16 protein-coding genes and 1 pseudogene are annotated in these 18,409 nt (G+C 50.3%); 12 read left to right on the top strand and 5 right to left on the bottom strand.

Annotated features, from left to right (window positions below; all coding sequences use genetic code 11):
- Window positions 1-373 precede the first annotated feature (373 nt).
- From BZG80_RS11935 to pseI, 7 genes are all read left to right on the top strand, one after another.
- A complete protein-coding gene (locus BZG80_RS11935) occupies window positions 374-688 on the top strand; it encodes a HigA family addiction module antitoxin (RefSeq protein WP_077679446.1) in 315 nt (104 codons plus the stop codon).
- Window positions 689-776: 88 nt separating this feature from the next.
- Window positions 777-1,772 carry a UDP-N-acetylglucosamine 4,6-dehydratase (inverting) gene (gene pseB, locus BZG80_RS11940; RefSeq protein ID WP_025738853.1) on the top strand — a complete coding sequence of 332 codons (996 nt, stop codon included), beginning with the start codon at window positions 777-779 and terminating at the stop codon, window positions 1,770-1,772.
- Between the two features lie 12 nt (window positions 1,773-1,784).
- Window positions 1,785-2,930, top strand: a complete 1,146-nt coding sequence (gene pseC / locus BZG80_RS11945) for a UDP-4-amino-4,6-dideoxy-N-acetyl-beta-L-altrosamine transaminase (RefSeq protein ID WP_077679457.1) — start codon at window positions 1,785-1,787, stop codon at window positions 2,928-2,930.
- A 3-nt stretch (window positions 2,931-2,933) separates the two neighbouring features.
- Window positions 2,934-3,638: a pseudaminic acid cytidylyltransferase gene (gene pseF / locus BZG80_RS11950; protein WP_077679447.1), complete on the top strand. Its 705-nt coding sequence runs from the start codon at window positions 2,934-2,936 to the stop codon at window positions 3,636-3,638.
- Window positions 3,635-4,729, top strand: a complete 1,095-nt coding sequence (gene pseG / locus BZG80_RS11955; RefSeq protein ID WP_077679448.1) for a UDP-2,4-diacetamido-2,4,6-trideoxy-beta-L-altropyranose hydrolase — start codon at window positions 3,635-3,637, stop codon at window positions 4,727-4,729. The genes pseF and pseG overlap by 4 nt, the downstream gene beginning before the upstream one ends.
- Complete coding sequence (gene pseH, locus BZG80_RS11960) at window positions 4,720-5,298, top strand: UDP-4-amino-4,6-dideoxy-N-acetyl-beta-L-altrosamine N-acetyltransferase (protein ID WP_077679449.1); 579 nt, start codon at window positions 4,720-4,722, stop codon at window positions 5,296-5,298. Before pseG ends, pseH begins: the two co-directional genes overlap by 10 nt.
- A complete protein-coding gene (gene pseI / locus BZG80_RS11965; protein WP_077679450.1) occupies window positions 5,282-6,331 on the top strand; it encodes a pseudaminic acid synthase in 1,050 nt (349 codons plus the stop codon). Before pseH ends, pseI begins: the two co-directional genes overlap by 17 nt.
- A gap of 85 nt (window positions 6,332-6,416) precedes the next feature.
- Here the strand turns inward: pseI and icd are convergent, their stop codons facing one another.
- Complete coding sequence (icd, locus tag BZG80_RS11970; protein ID WP_077679451.1) at window positions 6,417-7,667, bottom strand: NADP-dependent isocitrate dehydrogenase; 1,251 nt, start codon at window positions 7,665-7,667, stop codon at window positions 6,417-6,419.
- Window positions 7,668-7,806: 139 nt separating this feature from the next.
- On the opposite strand from icd, the pseudogene BZG80_RS11975 reads away from it, so the two are divergent.
- The 5 genes and pseudogenes from BZG80_RS11975 to BZG80_RS11995 all read left to right on the top strand — a co-directional run.
- Window positions 7,807-8,442 (top strand): annotated as a pseudogene (locus BZG80_RS11975) (pseudouridine synthase); the annotation flags it as partial.
- A gap of 414 nt (window positions 8,443-8,856) precedes the next feature.
- A complete protein-coding gene (gene mnmA, locus BZG80_RS11980) occupies window positions 8,857-9,966 on the top strand; it encodes a tRNA 2-thiouridine(34) synthase MnmA (RefSeq protein ID WP_077679458.1) in 1,110 nt (369 codons plus the stop codon).
- Between the two features lie 13 nt (window positions 9,967-9,979).
- A complete protein-coding gene (gene hflD, locus BZG80_RS11985) occupies window positions 9,980-10,624 on the top strand; it encodes a high frequency lysogenization protein HflD (RefSeq protein ID WP_021022328.1) in 645 nt (214 codons plus the stop codon).
- A gap of 25 nt (window positions 10,625-10,649) precedes the next feature.
- A complete protein-coding gene (gene purB / locus BZG80_RS11990) occupies window positions 10,650-12,017 on the top strand; it encodes an adenylosuccinate lyase (RefSeq protein WP_077669604.1) in 1,368 nt (455 codons plus the stop codon).
- A 109-nt stretch (window positions 12,018-12,126) separates the two neighbouring features.
- Window positions 12,127-13,275: a ribosomal protein uL16 3-hydroxylase gene (locus BZG80_RS11995; protein ID WP_077679453.1), complete on the top strand. Its 1,149-nt coding sequence runs from the start codon at window positions 12,127-12,129 to the stop codon at window positions 13,273-13,275.
- Window positions 13,276-13,382: 107 nt separating this feature from the next.
- Here BZG80_RS11995 and oppC read toward each other — a convergent pair whose 3' ends face one another.
- From oppC to BZG80_RS15905, 4 genes are all read right to left on the bottom strand, one after another.
- Window positions 13,383-14,294, bottom strand: a complete 912-nt coding sequence (gene oppC / locus BZG80_RS12000; protein ID WP_077460389.1) for an oligopeptide ABC transporter permease OppC — start codon at window positions 14,292-14,294, stop codon at window positions 13,383-13,385.
- Window positions 14,295-14,304: 10 nt separating this feature from the next.
- Window positions 14,305-15,225 (bottom strand): oligopeptide ABC transporter permease OppB, encoded by a 921-nt coding sequence (gene oppB / locus BZG80_RS12005; protein ID WP_077576315.1) that lies wholly within the window; start codon window positions 15,223-15,225, stop codon window positions 14,305-14,307.
- Between the two features lie 153 nt (window positions 15,226-15,378).
- Complete coding sequence (locus BZG80_RS12010) at window positions 15,379-17,049, bottom strand: ABC transporter substrate-binding protein (RefSeq protein WP_077676713.1); 1,671 nt, start codon at window positions 17,047-17,049, stop codon at window positions 15,379-15,381.
- A 601-nt stretch (window positions 17,050-17,650) separates the two neighbouring features.
- The gene (locus BZG80_RS15905; RefSeq protein WP_158009963.1) at window positions 17,651-17,815 is read right to left on the bottom strand and encodes a hypothetical protein; all 165 of its coding nucleotides are present in this window, start codon (window positions 17,813-17,815) and stop codon (window positions 17,651-17,653) included.
- Between the last annotated feature and the right edge of the window lie 594 nt (window positions 17,816-18,409).

Here is an 18,409-nt window from a genome sequence, read left to right on the forward strand (position 1 = left end):
ATTAATAAGATAGAATATGACCGGATACACTCATCAATCGTCGTAGCCTTAAGTCTAAACTAGAGCGAGATTGCGAACGTCTTTTTAACCAAAAAAGATCAGTTTGATGATCTCCTCTGGCTGTGATCATATAGGCCGATATTAATAAGATAGAATATGACCGGATACACTCATCAATCGTCGTAGCCTTAAGTCTAAACTAGAGCGAGATTGCGAACGTCTTTTTAACCAAAAAAGATCAGTTTGATGATCTCCTCTGGCTGTGATCATATAGGCCGATCCTAAAATAGTTCGGGGTAGATACCGTGGATATCGCTATATTTAGATAGACAACGCAGGCACGATTGCGACTACCACTAATGAGGTAACAGTGATGACGATTTTCAACACAGCTGGCATGCAACGCCAACCGACGCATCCTGGAGCCATGTTGCGCGAAGATTTTCTGCCCGATTACGACTTGAGCGTAGAACAATTGGCTGATGCTTTGGGCGTCTCTCGTCAATCGATGACTGCCGTATTGGATGAACGCAAAGCCATGAGCCCGGAGCTGGCGCTCCGTCTCGCTCGTCTGTTTGGTAACTCGCCTGAGTTTTGGCTCAATGCGCAAAGGGCCGTTGATCTTTGGGAGGCGTCGCAATCAATTAAACACGAGGTAGCAAAAATAAAACCGCTTGATGTCGCTTAATCGCGCGTCATGGCCGTAGCAGATCGCCAAATCCTGCTCAGATCAGTTAAACTGCCTGTATTCCCGACAGTTAGTGACAAGGCGTCCTATGTTTAACGGCAAATCCATTCTGATCACCGGCGGTACTGGTTCTTTTGGTAAAAAGTACGTCCGCACCCTGCTTGAACGCTATCAACCACGTCGCCTCGTGGTGCTCTCTCGCGATGAGCTCAAGCAATATGAAATGCAGCAAACCTTTAACGCCCCTTGCATGCGCTATTTTATCGGCGATGTGCGTGATGGAGATCGTTTAATGCAAGCGATGCAAGGCATTGACTATGTGATTCATGCCGCTGCACTCAAGCAGGTACCTGCCGCCGAATACAACCCGATGGAGTGTATCAAGACCAACATTCACGGTGCAGAGAATGTGATTCGCGCTGCAATTGCCAACGGGGTCGAAAAAGTGATTGCGCTCTCGACCGATAAAGCCGCTAGCCCCAATAATCTCTATGGCGCCACCAAACTGTGTTCAGATAAATTGTTTGTCGCCGCTAACAATATGACCGGGGGCCAAAAGACACGTTTTTCGGTAGTGCGCTATGGCAATGTGGTCGGCTCGCGCGGCTCTGTGGTGCCTTTGTTTAAGAAAAAGGCAGCGGAAGGCGCGGATCATTTGCCCATTACTCACCCTGAAATGACCCGCTTTTGGATTACCTTGCAGCAAGGGGTGGATTTTGTGCTGAAAAACTTTTCGCGCATGTATGGCGGTGAAATATTTGTCCCTAAGATCCCATCGGTTCGTCTGACGGATCTCGCCAGCGCCTATGCCCCGAATACCCCCGTCAAGGTGATAGGCATTCGTCCCGGCGAGAAAATGCATGAAGTGATGTGTCCGGCTGATGATGCGCACCTGACGCTCGAATTTGCCGATCATTACGTGATTTGCCCCACCATTAAGTTCTACGATGCCGATGATGACTATCGAGAAAATGCGTTGGGTGAGAAAGGACAGCCCGTGCCAGAAGGCTTTGAGTATCAATCAGGCACTAACCCGGATGTGTTAACCGTCGAGGCCATTTTGCAACTCGACACCGAGCAGTAAAGGAGTATGGCGTTGATCCCATACGGAAAGCAGCATCTTAGCGAGCAAGACTATGCCGCTGTGCTTGAGGTGCTAAAAAGTGATTATCTGACGCAAGGCCCGCAAGTTCCGGCTTTTGAAGCCGCCGTCGCCGAACTCACCGGGGCGGCGCATGCGGTCGCCGTCAATAGCGCGACATCTGCCCTGCATCTGGCTTGTCTGGCGTTAGGACTGGGCCCAGGCGATCGTTTATGGACCTCTCCCATCACCTTTGTCGCGTCAGCCAATTGTGGCCGATACTGTGGTGCTGAGGTGGACTTTGTCGATATCGACCCGCACACACGTAACCTATGCTCCCAGCAGCTCGCGAAAAAACTGGCGCAAGCAGCCGCTACTCACACCCTACCCAAAGTGCTGGTGGTGGTGCATATGGCCGGTGCCAGTGCGCCAATGGCCGAGATTGCCGCGCTCGCCAAACGTTATCAGGTAGCCATTATTGAGGATGCATCACATGCGATGGGCGCGTCTTATCAAGGGGCGGCGGTGGGTGGATGCCAGTACAGCGATATTAGCGTATTTAGTTTTCATCCAGTCAAAGTGGTTACCGCGGGAGAAGCCGGGGTTGCCACTACCCAAAATGCCACATTGGCGAAAGCGCTGCGTCAGTTGCGTAGCCACGGGATCACCCGTGACGCAGAAGACTGCCACGCAGCCTTGCTGCCTTGGGGTTATGAGCAGCATGCATTGGGGATGAACTATCGCCTCTCGGATATTCATGCCGCGCTTGGCCGTTCACAACTAACTCAGCTTCGTTCCTTTATCGCCAGACGGTTTGCACTCGCCGAGCGTTACCATCAGGCACTGGCCGATTTGCCCGTCAAGCGACCCATTTTAGACCCTGAGTCGGCATGGCATTTGTATTTGATTGAGCTTGAGCACGCCGATACACGCCGCGCCGTTTTTGAGGCAATGCGTGCGCAAGGCATTGGCGTGAACGTGCACTATATTCCTGTGCATACGCAACCTTACTATCAGGCACTGGGCTTCCAACTCGGAGACTTCCCGCTTGCCGAACAGTATTACGCAGGCGCACTCACTTTGCCGCTTTACCCCGATTTAACCGAGCAACAGCAAGATACAGTGATTGCTGCACTACAAAAAGCCATTGAGGACGCGTGACCGATGAATGTATGTATTATTCCCGCCCGAGGTGGCAGCAAACGCATTCCGGGCAAGAACCTCAAACTGTTTAACGGTGCGCCCATTATCACTTATGCTATTGCGACAGCACGTCAAAGTGGGCTATTCGATCGCGTCTTGGTTTCCACTGATTGCGACGACATTGCCAGTGTGGCGCGCGATGCAGGGGCTGAAGTGCCTTTTGTACGTCCCGCCGAGATTGCCGGTGATCACGCTACGACCTTGGATGTGCTTGAGCATGCGATCCAGTGGCTTAACCCGTCGCCACTGCAAACGCCTTTGCAAGCGGTATGCTGCCTGTATGCTACCACTCCCTTTGTCACCACGGATGACTTGCGCCAAGGCTTAGCGTTACTGGACGGCGATACCGTCAAATACAGTTTTGCCGCCACCCGCTACGCCTTTCCGATTCAGCGCAGTATTCATGTCGATGCCGATGGCAGTGTCAGCATGTTGTGGCCCGAGCACTTCACCACCCGTTCGCAAGACTTACAACCCGCGTACCACGATGCGGGAATGTTTTACTGGGGCACGCCAAGTGCGTTTTTAGCGCGCGAGCCGGTTTTTGCCCCCCACTCAAAAGCCGTGTTGATCCCTCATTACCGCGTGCAAGACATTGATGAGCCGGATGACTGGCTACGCGCTGAGCTAATGTATCAACTGTTGGAGCAACAAGCCTTGCTATGAACCATATTGCCATTCGAGTCGATGCCTCCCAAGCGATAGGCACCGGGCACGTCAGCCGCATGCACGTGTTGGCTAGCATGCTACAAGCGTCGGGCCATCAGGTAACCTTGGTCTGTCGCGACTTGCCCGGTAACTTAATCGCGGTCAGCCAAGAGCAAGGCTTAACGGTGGCGGTATTGCCAGCCCCCGACTGCCCGCTCAGCAATACTGACTGGCTTGGTGTGAGCCAGCGGCAAGATGCCAAAGAGGCAACCGCATGCGTGGCTAACCAGCCGGTGGATTTGATGGTGGTGGATCATTACGCCTTAGATGCCCGCTGGGAGCAATCGATTCATACCCAATTGGGCTGTCCGGTGATGGTGGTCGATGATTTAGCCAATCGGCCCCACGATTGCGCGTTTTTGCTCGATCAAAATCCTTGGCCTGATTTCACCACGCGCTACGTGTCACAGCTTGTAAATCCACAGACCCGATGCTTACTGGGGCCCGAATATGCACTATTGCGTCCAGCATTTGCCGCCTTACATCAGTCTCCGCCGCCGCGGGAAGATAAGGTGATCGCCTTTTTCTCCGGCACGGACCCGACCGGTGAAAGCCGCAAGCTCGTGGACGCGGTGAAGCACCTAGAAGCCGTTCAACACCTAGAAGAAGGGCAGAAGCTCGATAGGCTGCCTTTCTCGCTATTAATTGTCACCGGCCGGCGTAACCCAGACCGCGATGCATTGTGTAAAGAGCCTGTCCCCGATGGGGTTAGCGTAGTGGAAGCACTGTCGGATTTTGATACCCACATGGCACGGGCACGCTATGCGTTTGGGGCGGCCGGTGTGACCGCCATTGAGCGCAGCTGCTTGGGGGTCCCGAGCACCTTGGTGTGTGTGGCGGAAAACCAACACGCCATGGCCGAGTATCTCGCCGGACAACCGGGCTATCAATACTTAGGACGCGGTGAGCACACCCGCTGGCAAGATTACGCGTCTGCACTGCAGCACCTTGCCGCAAACTGGTATCAGCTTCCTACTCTGCCAGCGATCACCGATGGAAAAGGCGCAGAGCGCGTGGTCGCGGCCTTGGAGCATGACTTATGCAACTAATTTTTAAAGCGGTGAGTCACGCGGACAGTGATACCTTATGGCATTGGCGCAATCGTCCCGCTGTTCGCCAGTTTATGTACACTCAGCATGAAATTAGCCATGATGAGCACAAGGCATGGTTCAGCCATATGCTTGCCAACACGCACCGTCATTTCTATATCGTCTACAAGCGCGTAGACAGCCAACCGGACACCCCGCTTGGCGTGGTAAACCTTGACCTAAATAGCGACAATAGGACAAGTGCGACCTGGGCTTTTTATGCGGCTCCGGATGCACCGCGTGGCAGCGGGGCGCTCATGGAATTTGGCGCATTAAGTTTAGCATTTGAGACCTTGGGTGTGACCCGATTGAACTGTGAAGTGCTCAGTCATAATCAGGGGGTGGTTCGGCTACATCAACGCTTTGGCTTTCGTGAAACGCCGCAAAGTCGGCAACGCACCTTTTCCCTGCCTGAGGGAAAAACCGTCGAGATTGTGTGCCTGTCTTTGTCCGCTGATGAGTGGCAGCAAGGCGCCAGCGCCCTTCAAACCAAACTGAATATCGATGCGGTTTATGAACAACGACATTAAGATTGCAGGCCGTTTGATCGGTCCCCAGCATCCTCCCTATATCATTGCCGAAATGTCGGCCAACCATAATGGTAGCCTTGAGCTTGCCAAGCAAACCCTTTCCATGGCCAAAGCCTGCGGTGCCGATGCCGTCAAAATGCAAAGCTATACCGCCGATACCATTACCCTTGATTGCGACCACGATGAATTTCAGATCAAAGGCGGACTGTGGGATGGTTATAGTCTCCACCAACTATATCGCTGGGCACAAACCCCGTTTGAGTGGCACAAGCCGTTATTTGATCACGCGAGAAAAGAAAGCATCACCTTATTCTCCTCCCCTTTTGATTGCTCCGCGATTGACTTGCTCGAAGATCTTAACGCCCCCGCTTATAAAATTGCCTCGTTCGAGGCGATTGACTTGCCCTTGATTCGCTATGCCGCGCAAACCGGTAAACCGATGATCATCTCAACCGGCATGGCTGACGAGACAGAGATTGACGAGGCGGTGGCGACTGCCCGTGATAACGGCTGTCGTGAGCTGGTGTTGCTTCATTGTATCAGCGCCTACCCCGCACCGATGGAACAAAGCCATCTGCGAACCATTCCAACCTTAGCTAGCCGCTATCAAACATTGGCGGGTTTATCCGATCATTCGCTGACCAATACCGCCGCGATCGCAGCCGTGGCACTCGGCGCGTGCGTGATTGAAAAACATGTGATGCTCTCTGAAAATTCGGGAGGCCCGGATGCTGCTTTCTCGCTTACGCCACCTGCACTCAGTGCGCTTTGTGAGCAAACCCACGCGGCGTGGCAAGCGTTAGGAGAAAGCGCCCTCACCACCCGAGAGGCCGAGTCGAGCAACCGTCAATTTAGGCGCTCTTTGTATGTCTGTGAGGATATCGCGCCCGGTGAGCCACTCACGCCCGATAATGTGCGCAGTATTCGTCCTGGCTTTGGGTTGGCGCCGAAACACTATGATGCGGTGCTCGGAAAACGCGCGACACGCGCGTTAACCAAAGGCACCGCGTTGTCGTGGGAGGATATAAACTGATTGTCTAAGTGGGTCATTCCCGAGACCACAAACAAAAAAACCCGGCGAATGAGCCGGGTTTTATCATCGTGCGATAATACTATTATTACATTTGCGCAATCATGTCGTCTGCAAACTCAGAGCACTTACGTAGGCTCGCACCTTCCATTTGACGCTCGAAGTCATAGGTCACAGTTTTGTTGGCGATGGTTTTTTCCATTGATTTGATCACCAAATCAGCGGCTTCAAACCAGCCCATGTGACGCAGCATCATTTCTGCTGACAGGATAAGCGAGCCTGGATTTACCTTGTCTTGGCCCGCGTATTTTGGCGCCGTGCCGTGGGTAGCTTCAAACAGTGCCACACCGTCACCAATGTTGGCACCTGGGGCGATACCAATACCACCAACCTGCGCTGCCAAAGCATCAGATACGTAATCACCATTCAAGTTCATGGTGGCAATCACATCATACTCTGCAGGGCGCAACAGAATTTGCTGCAAGAAAGCATCTGCGATGGAATCTTTAATAATGATTTCTTTACCGGTTTTTGGATTTTTCATCGTCATCCACGGACCGCCATCAAGCAACTCGGCACCAAACTCTCTATTGGCTACTTCGTATGCCCAATCTTTAAACGCCCCTTCGGTAAACTTCATGATGTTACCTTTGTGGACGATGGTCAGTGAGTCGCGATCGTTATCGATGGTGTACTCGATAGCCGCACGAACCAGACGCTTGGTACCTTCTTCAGAAATCGGCTTGATACCGATACCACACTGCTCTGGGAAACGGATTTTGTTGGCACCCATTTCTTCGCGCAGGAATTTAATCACTTTATCGGCTTCTGCGGTGCCCGCTTTAAACTCGACACCCGCGTAGATGTCTTCTGAGTTTTCACGGAAGATCACCATATCGGTATCTTCTGGCTTTTTCAGAGGGCTAGGAACGCCAGTGAAGTAACGTACCGGACGCGCACAAATGTAGAGATCGAGCTCTTGGCGAAGGGCCACATTCAGAGAACGAATACCACCGCCAACAGGCGTTGTCAGTGGGCCTTTAATCGCCACTTTGTATTCACGAATAAAGTCGAGTGTTTCAGCCGGTAGCCATTGATCATCACCGTATACCTTGGTGGATTTTTCACCGGTGTAGATTTCCATCCATGAAATCTTACGCTCACCGTTGTAGGCTTTAGCAACTGCGGCATCAACAACTTTGATCATTGCAGGGCTAACATCCATCCCGATGCCATCCCCTTCAATGTAAGGGATCACAGGGTGGTTAGGGACTACCAGTTTTGTGCCGTCGAGTGTAATTTTTTCACCTTCCGCCGGTACAACTACTTTACTTTCCATTTTAATCTCCTAGCGTCCATTTGTTATCTTTGTGTAAGATGCGCAACGAGGATACTCGAATTCATACAACACGCCAAACAGATTATTACGTGTATAATACCAAAGTCTCATTTGCCGTTTAATCTATTTGACAGCCCGTATGCCATATAAATCCCGCTCTCAGCCAGCGTCAAAGGCTGTTTCAAACACCACTACCAAATCATCTCAACACGCACAGGATTCACGCGCGACGGCGATGACCACTAAAGTGATACTTGTTAACAAACCTTATAACATGTTGACCCAGTTTAGCGGTGAGCCCGGTGACAGCACATTAGCCGACATCGTCTCCGTAAAAGACGTGTACCCGGCCGGTCGACTCGACAAGGACAGCGAAGGCTTACTGGTACTCACCAATAACGGTGCCTTACAAGCCAGATTAACCCAGCCTTCATCTAAATCTCCCAAAACCTATTGGGTCCAAGTGGAAGGTGAGCCCAGCGATGAAGCGATTCAAGCGCTTTGCGACGGTGTGGAGCTAAAAGATGGTCTAACGCTACCCGCTGAGGTATCAAAAATGGCGTCACCCGCCGTGTGGGAACGCCATCCTCCGGTACGCTATCGCGCCAACATTCCCACTACCTGGTTAAAGGTGGTGCTGCACGAGGGGCGAAATCGACAAGTACGCCGGATGACTGCCCATATTGGCCACCCGACGCTGCGCTTGATTCGCGCCCAACTCGGCGTCTGGCAGCTGGATGACTTGCAGCCAGGCCAGTGGTGTGAGGTTGATCCGCCGAAAGGCTTTGAGCAGTTCACCCCTAAACCCAAAGGGCCAAAAGGGAAAACACCGCGTGGGCGCACTCGATCGTCCAAGCGTGCACCGTCGAAGAAGGCTCGATAAAGCCAGGCTTCACAGCAATTGTCGTCACCGCTCTGAGATTAGATACCACGCACAGACACGCCGTGAATCCATCCCTGGAGGCTCCGCCGCGCCATCCATGGCGCGGAGGGTCTTTGCGCGGCACCCAATCCTAAGTATTAATAGTATYAACATATGCCGCCTCGGTCACAGGCCACGCGACCACCTCCCCACCCATCTACTCACTTTGGATAACGGTTAACGTGTGAGCCTTATCACATCTGTATCCGGCGATTTGATTCTGTTAAACTCAGCGTCCGTTTATTGATAGCAGCATTTGTGATCACCATGTCAGATAACAGCAGCAAAAAAGTGATTGTCGGAATGTCCGGCGGTGTTGATTCGTCCGTTTCTGCCTACTTGTTGAAACAACAGGGTTATCAGGTCGAAGGCCTGTTTATGAAAAACTGGGAAGAAGATGACAACGAAGAATACTGCTCTGCTGCAGAAGACTTGGCCGATGCGCAAGATGTCTGCGATAAGTTGGGCATTGAGCTACATACCATTAATTTTGCCGCTGAGTATTGGGACAATGTGTTCGAGCATTTTTTGACCGAGTACAAAGCAGGCCGTACGCCGAATCCAGATATTCTGTGCAATAAAGAAATCAAACTTAAGGCATTTCTCGAGTTTGCCGACGAAGTGCTAGACGCCGATTATATTGCTATGGGCCATTATGTGCGTCGATCTTTCCCCGACAATGGTGAAAAAGCACAGATGCTGCGTGGCCTTGATAGCAATAAAGACCAAAGCTACTTCTTATATACACTCAGCCACGATCAGATCGCACGTAGCTTATTCCCAGTTGGCGATCTCGAAAAGCCACAAGTGCGCCAAATTGCCGAAGAACAAGGCTTGGTGACCGCAAAGAAAAAAGACTCCACCGGGATCTGTTTTATTGGTGAGCGCAAATTTACTGACTTTTTATCGCAGTACTTACCCGCGCAACCGGGGCCCATCGAAACGACCGATGGCGAGAACATCGGTGAGCACCAAGGCCTGATGTATCATACCCTGGGCCAACGTAAAGGTTTAGGGATTGGCGGATTAAAAGGCGGTAACGGTAGCGAAGCGCCCTGGTATGTGGTCGATAAAGACGTTGAGCGCAATGTACTGATTGTAGGTCAAGGCCATGATCATCCACGCTTATTCTCTGCAGGCTTAATAGCAGCCCAATTACACTGGGTCGATCGCGAGAATGTGACCGAGACACGCCGTTGCACAGTCAAAACCCGATATCGTCAACACGATATATCATGTACTATCACGCCTGTTGATAATGACACGATAAAAGTGACATTCGACGAGCCGCAAATTGCGGTCACCCCTGGCCAATCCGCTGTTTTTTATGACGGCGACGTGTGTTTAGGTGGTGGTATTATCGAGCAACGTATTTAAGGAGCCGTGATCAGTGGCAGAGACGATTTATGATCGCACCCTCGCTTTTGCGAGCATTTGTCAGGCAGCGAAACTGGTGCAAGATGTGTCCCGTCAGGGCTATTGTGACCAAGACGCGCTCAGTACCAGCTTAAGCAGCATCGTGATGACGAACCCGTCCTCGACGCTCGATGTGTTTCGCGGTGAGGTCGGTAATGTCACTGGCGGCGGTGAGTCAGGGCTCCATTTAGGCTTGGAAGCGCTGATCAGCCAGCTGGATAATAGCAGCAACGGTAGCGAGCTAATGCGTTATCTGATCAATTTGCTCGCCTTAGAGCGCAAGCTTGCCAGCCGTCGTGATGCCATGGCGCAATTGGGCGATCGGATCGAAACCATCGAGCGCCAATCGAGCCACTTTGATCTGCTTGATGAGCAAATGATCAGTAATCTTGCCAGTATTTATCTCGACGTCATCAGCCCACTGGGCCCGCGTATTCAGGTTTCTGGCGACCCGCAACACCTACAACAAACCGGCGTGCAACATCGTGTGCGTGCCCTCTTGTTATCTGGTATCCGTAGTACCGTACTATGGCGCCAAGTAGGCGGTAAACGCCGACATCTCATTTTTGGTCGTAAACAAATGGTTGAGCAGGCCAAAACTATTCTAGCCCGTAGCTAATCAGATTGAACTCAGGAGACATAAAATGGAACTGTCAGCGCTGACTGCTGTTTCCCCGGTCGATGGCCGATATGGTACGAAAACGATTGCGTTACGATCGATTTTCAGTGAATTTGGATTGCTAAAGTATCGCACCATCGTTGAAATCCGCTGGCTGCAAAGCTTGGCAGCCACTGACAGCATCAAAGAAGTGCCTGCATTTAGCGATGACGCCAACGCCCTCCTCGATCGGATTGCCGCTGAATTTGATGAGCAAGACGCCGCCCGAATCAAAGAGATTGAGCGCACCACTAATCACGACGTCAAAGCGGTTGAGTACTTTTTAAAAGAAAAAATTGCTCAACACCCAGAGATTCATGCGGTTAGCGAGTTTATTCACTTTGCCTGTACCTCGGAAGATATCAATAACCTATCTCACGCACTGATGCTTAAAGACGCGCGTGATACGGTGATCTTACCGGAAATGCAGCAGCTTGCCGATGCAGTTAAAGACTTGTCACAACAGTTCCGCGATGTGCCGATGCTCTCTCGCACCCACGGCCAACCGGCTTCGCCGTCGACCATGGGTAAAGAAATGGCGAACGTTGCCTACCGCATGGCGCGTCAGATTAAGCAAGTCGAAAGCACTGAAATTCTCGGCAAAATCAATGGTGCAGTGGGTAACTACAACGCCCATTTGTCGGCCTACCCAGAGATTGATTGGCACGCCTACAGTGAAGCTTTTGTCACTTCGCTCGGTATCGACTGGAACCCGTACACCACTCAAATTGAGCCGCATGACTACATTGCTGAGCTCTTTGATGCCGTGGCGCGTTTTAACACTATTTTGATCGATTTTGATCGTGATATCTGGGGCTATATCGCGCTGGGTCACTTCAAGCAAAAAACGGTTGAAGGTGAAATTGGCTCGTCGACCATGCCACATAAAGTCAATCCGATCGATTTCGAAAACTCGGAAGGTAACCTCGGCCTGGCGAATGCAATTTTCTCTCACCTGGGACAAAAGTTGCCGATTTCTCGCTGGCAGCGTGATCTGACTGACTCCACCGTGCTGCGCAACTTGGGCGTGGGTGTAGGCTATACCTTGATTGCTTATGCCTCGACCCTTAAAGGGATCAGCAAGCTAGAAGTCAACCAAGCCGCGCTAGAAGCCGAGCTGGATAAGAACTGGGAAGTGCTTGCCGAACCGATTCAAACCGTAATGCGTCGCTACGGCATTGAAAAGCCGTACGAGAAGTTGAAAGAGCTGACACGCGGTAAACGGGTGGATGGCGAAGGCATGCGTGCTTTTGTTGATGGCCTCGACTTACCTGAGCATGAAAAAGCGCGCTTGAAGCAAATGACACCAGCTAACTACATTGGTGATGCGGTCAAGCTCACTGACAAACTTTAAGCAAAACGTTCTCATACCTCACGGCCTCCATTGGGGGCCGTTTTTTATCCCCCTCGCACCGCCCCGCTCAGCGCGTTATACTGCCGCAAATTTCTTAACCTGTGATGCTATGTATCAGTTTCAATTTTCCATTGCCGACTTTATGTCCACCTATTGGCACCAAGCGCCTACCGTTATCCGTCAAGGCTTTATAGACTTCGAGGATCCCATCGACCCAGAGGAAGTCGCAGGCTTGGCGATGGAAGCCGATATTGATTCTCGCATGGTGACACACGCGAATGGTCAATGGCAGGTTGCCCACGGACCGTTTGAGGATTTTAGCAACTTTCCTGATACTCACGCGCAACTAATTGTTCAGGCAGCCAACCACTGGCACCCAGGCGCCCGCGAGTTAGCCAGTGCCTTTTCGACACTGCCTCAGTGGTTATTCGACGATCTTATGGTGTGCTATTCCCAGCCGCAAGGTGGCGTGGGACCCCATATCGATCAATACGATGTCTTTATTGTTCAAGGGCAAGGGCGTCGTCGCTGGCGCGTTGGGCCGAAAGGCGATTATCAAGATGCCAATCTCGAGACCGGTCTCAAGCAAATTACTGGCTTTGATGCCATTATCGATGTCGAACTAGCCCCTGGCGATATTCTTTATATTCCACCCGGTTTCCCGCACGAGGGTGATACCCTAGAACCTTCGCTCAGTTACTCGATTGGTTATCGATCGCCAAAAGCGCGCGAGCTACTCAGTAGCTACGCGGATCAAGTGATTGTTGATGAAGCGGGCGATAACCACTTCCATTGGCCCGCGATGCCAGCGCAACCCGATGCGCCAGCGGCACTCGACCCACAACATCTCGCCCAAATGGATGAGATGATGATGGCATTAATGCAGGACGAAACCCGTAAAAAGCGCTGGGTTGGCGAGTTTCTCTCTCAGGCTCGACACGAGCTCGATTTGCTCAGCCCCGATCCGCAGTGGCAGCCTGATAGCCTCAAAGCCGCCATGCAAGATGGTCTGTGTTTAGAAAAACTCAGTGGCTTACGTGCTTTTTATCACGCTGATCAGTCAGAAATAATTTTTATGCTCGGTGAAAGCTTTGACTTACCGGAAGGCTGTGAGTCATTGACGCCTGAGCTGTGCAATCAGCGTTTTATCGATTGGGAAATGCTCGGTGAAGCCGCTGAAAATAGCCTGTTTTGGCTGATGCTCACACTGTGGGTCAACCGCGGCTACTGGTATCCTTTAGACGAGGCGCCAGAATAACCGCGATTTTTTGCAAAAGATCGCGCTCGATGATTGATAAAAAAGCGCAGGAAACAAACCTGCGCTTTTTATCTTATTGCGTTTTTTACGACGCCAAAAGCTGTCGATTATCTGTCTTTTGGATCCAGCGCATCACGCAAACCATCACCGACATAGTTAAAACAGAATAGCGTCAGCACCATAAAGGTCGCTGGGAACAGCAGCTGCCAGATTGCTATTTCCATCGTTTGTGCCCCTTCTTGTAGCAAGGCACCCCAGCTGGTCATTGGCTCTTGCACGCCCAGACCCAAGAAACTGAGGAAGGATTCGAACAAAATCATGTTCGGCACCAACAAGGTCGAATACACAGCGACAATCCCTAATACGTTCGGCACGATGTGGCGGGTAATAATATGACGTGTGCTCACCCCTGAAACATGCGCCGCCTCAACAAATTCTTTACTGCGTAAGCTGAGCGTTTGACCACGAACGATACGGGCCATATCCAGCCAGGCAATACAACCAATCGCCACAAAGATCAGTACGATATTCCGACCAAAGAAGGTCACCAACACAATCACGAAGAACATGAATGGAATCGATTGTAAGATCTCAACCAAGCGCATCATCACCGCATCGGTACGGCCGCCAATAAAGCCAGAGGTTGCACCATATAGTGTACCAATCAGGACGGCGACAAAGGCCCCCATGACACCAACCATGATCGATATACGCCCGCCCATCATGGTACGCGTAAACAGATCACGCCCAAGGGCGTCAGTGCCAAACCAGTGGCCATCAAGACCCAATGTCGGGGCCGCATGGATGGCGTACCAGTCGGTCGCATCATAAGCATAAGCACTCAGGGACGGACCCAATAGAACACTCAAACCAATAATGACAAGGATCACCAAGCTGGCCATCGCGGCTCGGTTACGTTTAAAGCGTATCGCTGCGTCCTGCCAAAGGCTTCGCCCTTTTACATCCACTTCTTCTGCGAAGTTTTCTAGGGCGTCAATGTTTTCTTTTTTCGTCAGCATCATGTCACCCCTAGTAACGGATCTTAGGATCGATATACGCAAGTAGGATATCGACAATGGCGTTGAAAAGAATGGTCAGCGTCCCGATTAAAATCGTACAACCCAGTACCAGTGAATAGTCACGGTTAAACGCAGCGTTAACAAATAGCTTACCGATGCCAGGTAGCCCAAAGATGGTCTCGATCACCACCGAGCCGGTAATAATCCCAACAAAGGCTGGCCCCATATAAGACACCACCGGCAACATCGCTGGCTTAAGCGCATGCTTGACAATAATGGTCGGGTAGCTCAACCCTTTGGCGCGTGCAGTACGAATAAAATTACTGTTCAGGGTTTCAATCATGCTGCCACGGGTCACACGCGCAAACGTGGCAACGTAGAGTAACGACATGCCAATCACGGGGAGCACCATAAAGTGCCAACCTCCCCCTTGCCAGCCACCGGCCGGTAACCAGCCCAAATTAATGGCGAAAATATAAATAAGCACAGGCGCGAGCACGAACGATGGCATGACCACCCCGAGCATCGCGGTCGACATAATGGTGTAGTCAATCCAGGTATTTTGTTTCAGCGCGGCAATAGTACCGATCGTGACCCCAAACAGCAGGGTGAACACAAATGCTATCGCGCCGATTTGCGCCGAAACAGGGAGAGAGTCAGCAATCAATTCATTAACGCTATAGTCAATATATTTAAACGAGGGACCAAAATCCCCTTGTAAGATATTGCCTAAATAGGTGGTGTATTGCTCAAACACGGGCTTATCTAAGCCGTATTTGGCATTAATATTTTCCATTACCGCCGGGGGCAATGGACGTTCACTTGAAAAAGGGTTGCCAGGCGCAAACCGCATCAAGAAGAAGGAAACAGTGATTAAGACCAACAGCGTTGGGATCGCTTCCAATATTCGCTTCGCGATAAATTTCAACATAGCTCTACCGTCAACATTAGCTCTTGCATAAATACGAGCTGTTCCATGTTAGTTAAGCATCACAGCAAGCGCTGCCTTGGGCATTTCCACAAACAGCGAAACCATCAAGGGAGTCGTAATAAACGACTCCCTCACTTAGCCGTGAATCAGGGATTACTCCGCTTTGATGTAAAGATCTTTGGAGAAGATCTTCTCTTCCGCGTTATTGGCTGGGAAGCCACCGACTTGGGGGCTAAGCAGACGCGCTTTTACATACTGATAGATTGGCGCAATCGGCATGTCTTTCGCCATTTGTGCCTCTGCATCAAGGTATAGTTTGCTACGTTCCGCCTCGTCTGTAGTGGTCATCGCTTTTTGCATGATAGCGTCATAAGCTTGGCTATCGTAGTGCACACCGCCTGAGGTATTGGTGCTTCGCATTAAGCTGAGGAAGGTCGACGCCTCGTTGTAATCACCACACCAGCCGGCACGGGCCACGTCAAAGTTACCCTCGTCTTTGGTGCTTAGGTAGGTTTTCCACTCTTGGTTGTTCAGATCGACAGACACGCCGAGCTTGTCTTTCCACATTTGACCAATCGCAACGGCCAGTTTTTTGTGGTTTTCACTGGTGTTATACAGCAGTGAGAAATCAAGCGGATTATTTTCACCAAATCCTGCCTCTTTAAGCAAACGCTTAGCTTCTGCATCACGCTCTTCTTGGGTCATTTTGGCGTATTCTGGCAATTCAGGCTCAAATCCGGCGGTGATCTCTGGTGTTAAGAAATAAGCCGGTTTTTGGCCCTGACCCAGTAAAGCGTCAGTGATTACATTGCGATCAATGGCATAAGACAATGCTTTACGGATGCGAACGTCATCAAAAGGTTCACGCTTGGTGTTAAAGATGTAGTAATAGCTACACAGGTTACCCACGATAGAGAGGTCGTCTGGATGCTCGCTTTTCAAACGACGGAAATGCTCATTGGGGATCTCGTAAGTCATATCAATTTCACCGGCCAAGTAGCGGTTCATTTCTGCGACTTGGTTTTCAATCGGCAAGAAAGTGACTTTGTCGAGTGTGGTATTGTCGTTATCCCAGTACTGCTCATTACGCGTTAATTCGATACGCTCGTTGATTACCCAGTTATCGACCACAAACGCGCCATTACCAACGAAGTTTTCTGGTTTGGTCCACTGATCACCATGCTTTTCTACGGTCTCTTTATGGACTGGCTTCATGGTGGTGTGACCCATCATTTTCACCAAGTACGGAACCGCTGAGTCAAGCGTGATCTGTAACGTGTGATCGTCGAGTGCTTTAACCCCTAAGGTGTCTTTATCTTTTTCACCTTTGATGATGGCTTTGGCATTCTCCATGTGGGTATAACCCAGATACCATGAGTAAGGCGACGCCGTCATTGGGTCAGCGACACGTTTAAAGCTGTATTCAAAGTCTTGTGCAGTGACGGGATCGCCGTTTGACCACTTGGCTTCATCGCGCAGGTAGAAGGTAAAGACTTTGTTATCTTTGTTTTCCCAGCGCTCAGCCACACCAGGAATCACATTACCGTCGGCGTCTTGGTTAACCAGACCTTCGAGTAAGTCACGAATAACATGTGACTCTGGCACGCCTTGGGTTTTATGTGGATCGAGAGAAGCCACTTCCGCCCCATTACCACGAACGAGCTCTTGTACATCAGCAAGTTGGGGTTCGCCGGCGGCGGTTTCAGTTTTTTGCTCAGGGGCTGTTTGGGAGGTTTGTTTTTGCTCGGGCTCACTGCATCCTGCGAGAGCCAGAGAAAGGCCAGCGCCCATAAAAAGGGTTCGGGTAATCGTGTTTAGCTTCATCGTGTAACTCCATAACAATCGCTATTGCATCCATGACAATCGTCGCAGCCAGCGGGAGCATCCATTTGCACAACTCTAGAAGTTGTACTACGCCGTGCTGCGCGACTAAAGGCAAAACATTACCAATCAATACTGTGTTTTGCCATAAACCTGAAGTATTTTGCCATAAAATGAGATTAAAAACTTATCTTTCACTACACTTAAGTCACATAAAAAAACGTTCAGCTGGTAAGACAAGGCAAATTTAGCGCTTTATTCATCACCAGTAACAAAAAACGGTACAAATTGCTGTTTATACTGAATATGAGGACTTTGAGGCTAAGACTTCACTGGCTTACCGTTTAGAAAGCACACAATCCTCTACCGAACACTTTCACCTCAGTGACTTTAACTGGCAAACCACATCAATGTTAATCAATTGTAACGACGATAATAAACGCTATTTGTCAAAAAAACTCAACATAAAAGCGCACGTGTGATGTCAGACAGGTATCAAGGTCACAAAATCGATGGTATTTCAGGTGACCGCTGCGGGAGGGTATTTGCGGTGTCATTCTCTCTGTATAGCCAGCGTGAAAACGCTGGCTATAAGTGATGCCTGTTACTTTTTGGCCTCATCCGGGGTAAATGTCGGACTTTCATCAGGCGAGTGATCATGCGCCTGATCGTTGAGGGCATGGTGTTCCTCGCGGGCCTTCTCCATCTCCGGCATCACATTGTTCAACATCTCTTTCATTTTCTTATTGCTATAGCGCTTGTGTTTCATTGTGTCCTCCTGAACGGATCAGTGTTTGGCACAGTCACACAAAGTAATCATAAACTAGGTAATCACAAACTAGGTAATCACAAACTAGGCAATCACAACCTCGATTGCGTTTTTATTACTTTGGTACAAACCGCTTGTGCAATTTTTAAGCTACACCCCTGTCTCCAAAAAAGCAAAAGATGATCATGTTAGCGATTGCATCGACACGAGCCTGATGATGGTCATCTCAACAGCCACGCGGTTATCGGCGTTTTATCAACCAAATTTAAGAAGATTAACTGATAATAATTCGCTTTTTAGAAGAAATACCAATATCGACCACTTTTTAACCAGATTATCTTGTTATTCATTGCTATCTCCCCCATCCTTGTACAAGTGGTGAGACGTTCCCTATCACCACCTTATTTTTCTTCCGACAAAAGAGTGACAAGCAAGACTATGAGACCACAAAGTTCAACCTCGCGCCCCCTGTGCGCACGCGTTCGCCATGGTTACAATCCATACAAAGGAAAAAAACCTCAGGTTAATCGCTAACGCGGTGTTGAAGTGACGATGCGTCAATCTAATAGCCTCCCATGTTGGAGGCTATTTTTT

Origin of the sequence: Salinivibrio sp. MA440 (assembly GCF_001996265.1) — a bacterium.
GTDB lineage: Bacteria > Pseudomonadota > Gammaproteobacteria > Enterobacterales > Vibrionaceae > Salinivibrio > Salinivibrio costicola.